This window comes from Methanobrevibacter sp. (genome assembly GCF_045120835.1).
Taxonomy (GTDB): Archaea; Methanobacteriota; Methanobacteria; order Methanobacteriales; family Methanobacteriaceae; genus Methanocatella.
Map to the genome: position 1 here is coordinate 1 of NZ_JBGVFE010000047.1, position 7,582 is coordinate 7,582.

Annotated in this window: 10 protein-coding genes; 2 read left to right on the forward strand and 8 right to left on the reverse strand. The window is 40.4% G+C overall.

What is annotated here, in order from left to right; translation table 11 throughout:
* From ACJMLO_RS05210 to ACJMLO_RS05245, 8 genes are all read right to left on the reverse strand, one after another.
* A partial coding sequence (locus tag ACJMLO_RS05210) for an MFS transporter (RefSeq protein ID WP_405294606.1) occupies nucleotides 1-750 on the reverse strand: 750 nt, incomplete at its 3' end.
* 1 nt (nucleotide 751) lies between these two features.
* Entirely contained in the window at nucleotides 752-1,102 is a 351-nt protein-coding gene (locus ACJMLO_RS05215; RefSeq protein ID WP_405294608.1) for a VOC family protein, read from the reverse strand.
* 22 nt (nucleotides 1,103-1,124) lie between these two features.
* Nucleotides 1,125-2,039, reverse strand: coding sequence for a DNA glycosylase (locus ACJMLO_RS05220; RefSeq protein WP_405294610.1), 915 nt, complete (start codon nucleotides 2,037-2,039; stop codon nucleotides 1,125-1,127).
* Complete coding sequence (gene hisF, locus ACJMLO_RS05225) at nucleotides 2,036-2,860, reverse strand: imidazole glycerol phosphate synthase subunit HisF (RefSeq protein ID WP_405294612.1); 825 nt, start codon at nucleotides 2,858-2,860, stop codon at nucleotides 2,036-2,038. The genes ACJMLO_RS05220 and hisF overlap by 4 nt, the downstream gene beginning before the upstream one ends.
* A gap of 42 nt (nucleotides 2,861-2,902) precedes the next feature.
* Nucleotides 2,903-3,064, reverse strand: a complete 162-nt coding sequence (locus tag ACJMLO_RS05230; protein ID WP_116592850.1) for a preprotein translocase subunit Sec61beta — start codon at nucleotides 3,062-3,064, stop codon at nucleotides 2,903-2,905.
* 69 nt (nucleotides 3,065-3,133) lie between these two features.
* Complete coding sequence (gene moaC, locus ACJMLO_RS05235; protein ID WP_405294614.1) at nucleotides 3,134-3,601, reverse strand: cyclic pyranopterin monophosphate synthase MoaC; 468 nt, start codon at nucleotides 3,599-3,601, stop codon at nucleotides 3,134-3,136.
* A gap of 4 nt (nucleotides 3,602-3,605) precedes the next feature.
* Nucleotides 3,606-4,823 carry a tRNA pseudouridine(54/55) synthase Pus10 gene (locus tag ACJMLO_RS05240; protein ID WP_405294620.1) on the reverse strand — a complete coding sequence of 406 codons (1,218 nt, stop codon included), beginning with the start codon at nucleotides 4,821-4,823 and terminating at the stop codon, nucleotides 3,606-3,608.
* Nucleotides 4,816-6,165, reverse strand: coding sequence for a signal recognition particle protein Srp54 (locus tag ACJMLO_RS05245; RefSeq protein WP_405294622.1), 1,350 nt, complete (start codon nucleotides 6,163-6,165; stop codon nucleotides 4,816-4,818). The genes ACJMLO_RS05240 and ACJMLO_RS05245 overlap by 8 nt, the downstream gene beginning before the upstream one ends.
* 78 nt (nucleotides 6,166-6,243) lie before the next feature.
* Here ACJMLO_RS05245 and hpt point away from each other — a divergent pair, with 78 nt between their 5' ends.
* Both hpt and dph2 read left to right on the forward strand, forming a co-directional pair.
* A complete protein-coding gene (gene hpt, locus ACJMLO_RS05250; protein WP_405294616.1) occupies nucleotides 6,244-6,813 on the forward strand; it encodes a hypoxanthine/guanine phosphoribosyltransferase in 570 nt (189 codons plus the stop codon).
* 1 nt (nucleotide 6,814) lies between these two features.
* Nucleotides 6,815-7,582 (forward strand): diphthamide biosynthesis enzyme Dph2 (gene dph2, locus ACJMLO_RS05255; protein WP_405294618.1); only part of this gene is annotated, 768 nt, incomplete at its 3' end.

A 7,582-nucleotide genomic window follows, 5' to 3' on the forward strand; every position in this document is an offset into this window, starting at 1 on the left:
AAATCTGATATCGAATACAGGATGGGTTTGCCTTAGCTCGATCCATCCAAATATTATTAAAAATATTACGCCCAAAGCGGTCAGCAAAACTCCGGATAGCTGATTGAGTATTGTAAAGCCATATATGAACAGTGTCATTCCGATTCCATAAAATATTGACCCTTTAAAATCAATCGGAATGTTTTCAAATGTGATCCATTCATCATCTATCTTAAAGAGAAGCAACAGCAGAATAATAGCCAAGAATGGAACTCCGAATAAGACAACTGCTCTCCATCCCAATTGGTAATTCAAAACTCCCCCAAGAACCGGCGACATTGACAATCCGATATATACGCCGGTGATTGTTATTCCCAATGCCTTGCCCCTTTCCTGAGGGCTGAACGCCGATACCAGCATTGCCATTGATGTAACGTTGATGAATGCCAGGGAGATTCCCAATATGAATCGGCATGCCAAAAACTGCTCGGATGATGTGACGAAGACATTTACAACTGATATTATAAGAAATAGAATAATGCTTAATATAGTGACCTTCTTAAGGCCGTACTTTCCGGAAATCTGGCCTGCCGGAACCGACAGTACCGCCACAACCAAAAAGAATATTATTGAAACCCAGTTCTGAACGATATTGCTCATGTGAAATTCCGCCGCTATTGTTGGAATTACAACCATGACTGCATTAACGGCAAAAACTATGAAAAACGACAGTACTGTGCAGATAATTAAAATAATGTTTTCAGGTTTCATATTACCTTGTGTGCTGGACCAAAACAATGTTGATTCCGTTAGGGTCAACCACCCTTGCCATATATCCGACCTGAGTTTCGACAGGCCTTAAGGCAATGCTGGCTCCCTTGCTTTCCAATTCTTCAATTTCCCTGTTGATATCCTCTACATCCATCCCAATTGAATAGAGTCCGGTTTCGAAAGCATCACTTTCGATTAATTCGATTCCTGCAAAACCGTCACCATCCAGAAGTGTGATTTTGCCTCCGGGAACATCAAATACTTCATCAACAGTAAAGTCTAGCGTTTCGGTGTAGAACCTGACGCTTTCCTCCATGTCATCGACGATCATTGTGGCATATCTGATTTTCATGAAAAATAGTATGTATTTAATCTTATTTTAACTTGGTCATCAGTCCGGACATCCGCGCATAGTGGAACATGTAGAGCTGAACATAGCCTGCATTTTTCCCAAACTCCTCCATCCCGAATTCACGAACCTTGGGAACTGAAATGTCCTTTCCGTCAAAGTAAAGATGTGAAACAATTCGCTTTATCCAGACATCTGAAGGAAATGCCTCCTTAAAGTTGAATCCATAAAGCAGTATGCAGTCTGCAACCTTCGGACCCACTCCCGGAACCTTTATGATCGTTTCAAAAGCCTCGTCATAAGACATTTCAAAAATTTCACGAAGGTCGATTTCAAGTGTAAAGAGCTCGCTTGCCCTTCTCATGTACGGTGCCCTATATCCCACGCCGCAATTCTTGAGATTATTCCTGCAGGATTCAATATCTTGAATATTTGATGAATTAAATTCATCCTCTTCATCCAAGTATACCTTTGCTAGGTCACAACTTTGAGGAAAAGTATAGTAATCTCCATGCCTCATTCCCCAGTTTTTCTTGATTTGGGAAAGTGACTGTGTCCACCTCTTGATGGAGTTGTTTGCGGAGCATATTGATGAAATTATGCACTCGAATGGATCGGGGGCCAAAAAAAGTCTCAAGCCATTGCAAAATCCCGCCATGTCCTTAAGCTCCTCATGACTGTTAAGATACCTATAAAATCCATTTAAGTCAAAATCCAAATCGTAAATGTAATTCAACTTTGAAACCGCTTCCTTTTGAGAAATGTCCCCATTGAAATTAAAATCCAAATAATCGCCGGATTGCCTTACATCAAAGATAACCGGCTTGCTGTCAACCAAAACAGCCTGAGTGAATGAATCTCCGATGTGCACCCAGGGAGGCTGTGAAGTCTGGCCGGACATTTGAGTCAATTCCAAATTTATGGGAGCCTTAATAATCATAAACGTACTGCCACATTGTTTTCTTTTAGATACTCCTTGACTGTAGCGATGGAGTATTGATTGAAGTGGAATATGCTTGCCGCAAGCGCCGCTGAAACATCAGTCTTTTCAAAGACTTCAAGGATATGCTTAGGCTCGCCGACACCGCCACTGGCTATTACCGGAATGTCAACAGCATCATTGATTGTTCTGTTCAGCTCAATGTCATATCCGTTCTGGGTTCCGTCCCCATCCATACTGGTAAGCAATATCTCTCCTGCACCAAGATCCTGACATCTGATTGCCCATTGAATCGCATCAATGCCTGTGAACTCCCGTCCGCCGTAGATGCTTGTGTCAAACCAGCAGTAACCCTTATCGGTTTCTATTACGGTTTTGTCTTTTGCGTCATCCGGATGTTCGACATATCTTCTCTTTGCATCGATTCCGATAACAACCGCCTGTGATCCGACAACCTTTGAAGCTTCGGACAATAATTCAGGGTTTTTGATAGCTGCTGTATTGGTTGAGCACTTGTCCGCTCCCGCCTTAAGCATGTTTATATAATCATCAACCTTCCTTATTCCTCCGCCTACGCAAATCGGCATGAAAACGTTCTCGGTTAGCCTGTCGATAACGTCGGCCATTGTGGCTCGCCTTTCATGAGATGCAGTAATGTCCAAAACAACAACTTCATCTGCACCTTCCTCATAGTAGCGTGTTGCCAACTCAACGGGATTTCCGGCATATTTGATTTGCTTAAATTCTACTCCCTTAACAACACGACCTTCCGGAACCTGCAAATCACAATCTAGACAGGGAATAATTCTTTTGGTTAACATTTAAATCTGAAAAAAAATAGTAGTGGTTGTAATAAAATATTCTTAAGCAGAATATCTTAAAACAAAACATAAAATTGCTAAAATAATAGTAGCAACAATAACATGCTCTGGTGAAAGTTTTGGACCTAAACTTTCTTCATCAAAGTACCTTACCAAACCTGCACCGGTTTGAGGCATTGAAATCTTATTATCTTTTTTTGCCATAGTAAATCTCCATAAAATTAATTAATAAAAATAACTGAATATAATTATTTTCTTCATCATATATAAAGTTTAAATTTTTTCTTTCTTGATAACCTTAATATCGCTTATTCTTGTATCAGGGTATTGTCCGTCCTCATCCTTTTCAACGGCCTTTACCATATCCCATACAGTAAGCAAAGCTACACTGACACCAGTAATGGCTTCCATTTCCACACCGGTTTTGCCCAAGGTATTGACTGCACATCTTGCGATGATTTCATCTTCCTTTACCTCAAAATCAAGCTCAATTCCGGTCAATGCCAAAGGATGACACAGAGGTATTATTGATGAAGTGTTCTTAACGGCCTGAATTCCGGCAATTTGAGCTGTGGTTAAGACATTTCCCTTTTTGATTTCCTCATTTTGAATTAATGAAATGGTATTTTTATCCAAAAATATGCTTCCACTTGCTATTGCCCTTCTTTTCTGATCTGGTTTTTCACCTACTTCAACCATGTGTACGCCACTGTCTGTTAAATGTGTAAACTCCTCTGCCATATTATCATTTCTCACTTACTTCAACTACGTCCAACTGTTCACAGACTGCCTTAACTCCAAGAATTTCACTCACATTAGGATTGCTTCTTCCTTCATCTCCTGAGATTAATTCCTTAATGTATAGGCCACCTTCTGTTTTGATTATTATTTTAAATCTTTCATCGTCAATTATTTCATACTTCAAATCAAGGACATGCTTAACCCTAATCATATCCGCACGCCTTCTTAAAACCCTTAACGGTGTTTGCTGGTTGATTTCACCAAGTTTTGTCAATTCATCAAGCTTATCCTTGTCATAAGCTCCATCACATTTAACGATGGCCTGATAAACCTTATAGGTATCGGGGGAGGACTGCTTTATTTCTGCCTTTCTTGGCCTTTCGCATAACTTGAGATTGTGATAGGCGGTTTTGCCCTCATTGATTTCATTTATCTCATTTTCCAACCTTTCCAAATCGAGATTTCTGATTCTTGGTTCCTTTATCTCCAAAACAAATGGTCTGCCTGATCCAAGCATCAGCACATCAATGTCTTCACGGCCTGCACCGTGGAATTTGGCTTCACGCCCCTTGGTCAATTTCAGGAAGTGCTCGGAAATCAATTCCTCAACAGATTCCGGGTACTGTTTTCCAGTACCGTTGCACTCTTCACATCCTCTTCCCTTGCATTTGGTGCATGGCCATTTGGTTTGAGGTATTCCGCGCTTATACTTATTGTATTTGCCTTCAATATACAATGGATTAATCTGAATTCTGACCTTTGGAGCTTTTCTTAAATCTATGCTGAAAACGATGTCCTGTCTTTCAAATTCAGCCTCCTTATCATACCTTTCCCATATTCCAAGACCGATTAATCTGTTGACTTCCTTTTTAATGGTTTCAACATTTAAATTGAATTTTTCAGATAATTCCTCATCTCTTTTTTGTATATCCTTTGGAATTTGTGAGCCAACAAGGAATGTATCAAATTCAACTTCCAACTGATTGATTTTTGCATCAATCTTTTCATATAGCTCATCATCCAATTTATCAAACAGATTATCACAGATGACACAATCAACATCATTCAAACTGATATCCAACTCTTCACAAACCCTGTCTGCACGTTCAGTATTGTTGGACCCTTCAATTGATTTGGATAGCTTGCGTCCAAGACAATGCCTGCAGATTTTCCCATCGGTTTCTTCCAAAATATCTCTAGCTAATTGACTCATGTTATCTATTCATGAACTGTCCCATCATACGATTCATGGCTCCGCCTCTAAGACGTCCGCCACGTTTTCCGATTCCTTTCATTGTCTTTTTGGTGTTATTGTAATATTTCAACAATTCCCTAACGTCGCTTTCATCAACACCAGAACCACGAGCGATCCTCTGAATGCGTGACTGCTTGATGATTTTTGGATTCAGCATTTCCTCTTCGGTCATTGAAGACATCATGACCTTATAGCTGTCAATCTTTTCTTCAGTCATTTGTGATGCTTCCTTTGTAATCTTGTTTCCCATTCCAGGAATCATGTTCAGGACCTGCTGCATCGGACCCATGCTGTTCATCATTTCAAACTGGTTTTTCATGTCCATCAACGTGAATTTACCTGTCAGCATGTTGTTCATGGTCTTTTCTGCAATATCCTCGTCAATGCTTTCTTCCGCTTTTTCAATAAGGGATTTTATATCCCCCATTCCAAGCAATCTGGAAATGAACCTTTCGGGATCGAATAGCTCAAAGTCATCGACGCGCTCACCTGTACCTATGAACTTGATTGGAGCGCCTGTTTCGGCTACCGCTGACATCGCACCCCCACCTTTTGCAGAACCGTCCAGCTTTGTAATAATGATTGATCCGATGTCTGTTGCCTGTGAAAATGCCTTTGCCTGCTCACCTGCCTGCTGACCAATTGTACCGTCAATTACAAGAATGGCTTCGTTAGGATTGATGATATTGTCCAGTTCATCCATTTCGGCAATCAGGTCAGCTTCTTCCTTGTGCCTTCCTGCGGTATCGAAAATGATGACCTTCCTGTTTTTGAACTCCTGCAGACCTTTTGCCGCAAGGTCTAAAGCATCCTTATTGTTGGGATCCCCATACAACGGCACGTCCATCTCTTCGGTCAGTTGCCTTAGCTGTTCATAAGCTGCCGGCCTCCATGTGTCTGTACAGACAACGGCAGGGTTGAAACCCTTCTTTTGCAAGTATCTGCATAATTTACCGATGGTTGTTGTCTTACCTGAACCCTGAAGCCCTAAAAACAGAATCTTGTAAGGCCTTTCGTTAATGTCAAGGCCTGCAGCTTCACTGCCCAGGAGATTGACCATTTCCTCATAGATAATGGTTATGACATGTTCCCTCGGAGTGATGCCCTTTGGAGGTTCTTCCTCAAGAGCACGAGCCTCTATTTTTTTTGATAAATCTAAAACTAATTTAATATTAACGTCAGATTGAATTAAAGCACGTTGTATGTCTTTTACAACTTCTTTGATTGTCTTTTTATCAATAACAGACATTCCTACTAATTTCTTCATTGTATTAGTAAGATTTTCACCTAAATTTCCAAGCATATTAATCACTTCTTTAGAAAACTTAATTATTATATTAAGATATATTTATATTTATATAACTTTTAATAATTTTCGTGTGAGAGTATGTTAGAGGAAGTAAAAAAATCTTTGGAAAATTCACCAATCGTGAAAAAAGGGGAATATAATTATTTTGTAAACCCTATAAGTGACGGAGTTCCTGCAATGGACCCTAAAATGTTAAGAGAACTATCCCTTTGTGTTTATAAGCATTCTGATTTAGACATTGACAAGATTGTTGCTGTTGAGGCTATGGGAATACACCTGGCTACCGCATTATCCCTCACAACCGACATTCCATTTGTTGTAATCCGTAAAAGACAATATGGCCTTGATGGGGAAACAGAAGTCTATCAGAAAACAGGCTACGGTTCATCAAACCTTTATGTAAATGACCTCCATCCGGGTGAAAAAATCCTGCTTATCGATGATGTCGTAAGTACCGGCGGAACATTGGTGGCACTTATCAAAACATTGCAGGATCTTGATTTGGAATTGAAATCAATAGTGGCAGTCATTGAAAAAGGAGACGGCAAAAAAATCGTTGAAGAGGAAACCGGTGTTGATGTGCTATCCATTGTAAAACTGGACGTAATTGACGGCAAGGTAGTTATAGAAAAGACAATTGAAGATTAAAATGTCAATGTATGATATGGATATTGATAGGGTTATCCGCAAAATCAACTCACTCGATGCAAAAAGCGTTGGGCTCCAGTTTCCGGAAGGCCTAAAGACACAGGCAACAAAGATAGCCAGAGCAATCGAAGAGGAAACAGAAGCGATTGTAATAATATCCGGCGACCCCTGCTTTGGAGCATGCGATGTTGGAGACTGGAAAATGAAAGGCTCAGTTGACCTCATTGTCCATTACGGCCACACCCCACTTCCGCTGAAATATGAAGTGCCGACCCTGTTTGTTGAGGCCTACTCAAAGATTGACATTAAAAAAGACCTTGAAAAATGTCTTGAAGAGCTGAAAGGTTTTTCAAGAATCGGCCTTGTAACAACAACACAGCACTTGCATTTACTTAATGAAACTCGTGATTTTCTGGAAGACAACGGCAAAGAGGTCATTTTAGGTTCCTCTGCATCAACAAGAAAGGGACAGGTCCTGGGCTGTAACTTCTCATCAATAAAGGACCTTGAGGTTGACGTTATTCTATTCATCGGCAGCGGAAATTTCCACCCCCTTGGAATCAGGCTATTCTCAAATGCTCCTGTCATTGCACTTGATCCGTACAACTCAGAAATCAGAAGCATGGATGAATTTGCAGACAGAATCCTGAGAATTAGATTTGCAAGGATTACAAAGGCGCGAAATGCAAAAAAATGGGGAATTCTAGTATCCTCCAAAGAGGGACAGTACAGAATGAGCCTTGCAAAGGAGATTAAAAAAACACTGGAA

Coding starts and splice junctions, on each gene's coding strand:
- ACJMLO_RS05215 (WP_405294608.1), bottom strand. CDS start 1,102: ATGAAAATCAGATATGCCACAATGATCGTCGATGACATGGAGGAAAGC.
- ACJMLO_RS05220 (WP_405294610.1), bottom strand. CDS start 2,039: ATGATTATTAAGGCTCCCATAAATTTGGAATTGACTCAAATGTCCGGC.
- hisF (WP_405294612.1), bottom strand. CDS start 2,860: ATGTTAACCAAAAGAATTATTCCCTGTCTAGATTGTGATTTGCAGGTT.
- ACJMLO_RS05230 (WP_116592850.1), bottom strand. CDS start 3,064: ATGGCAAAAAAAGATAATAAGATTTCAATGCCTCAAACCGGTGCAGGT.
- moaC (WP_405294614.1), bottom strand. CDS start 3,601: ATGGCAGAGGAGTTTACACATTTAACAGACAGTGGCGTACACATGGTT.
- hpt (WP_405294616.1), top strand. CDS start 6,244: ATGTTAGAGGAAGTAAAAAAATCTTTGGAAAATTCACCAATCGTGAAA.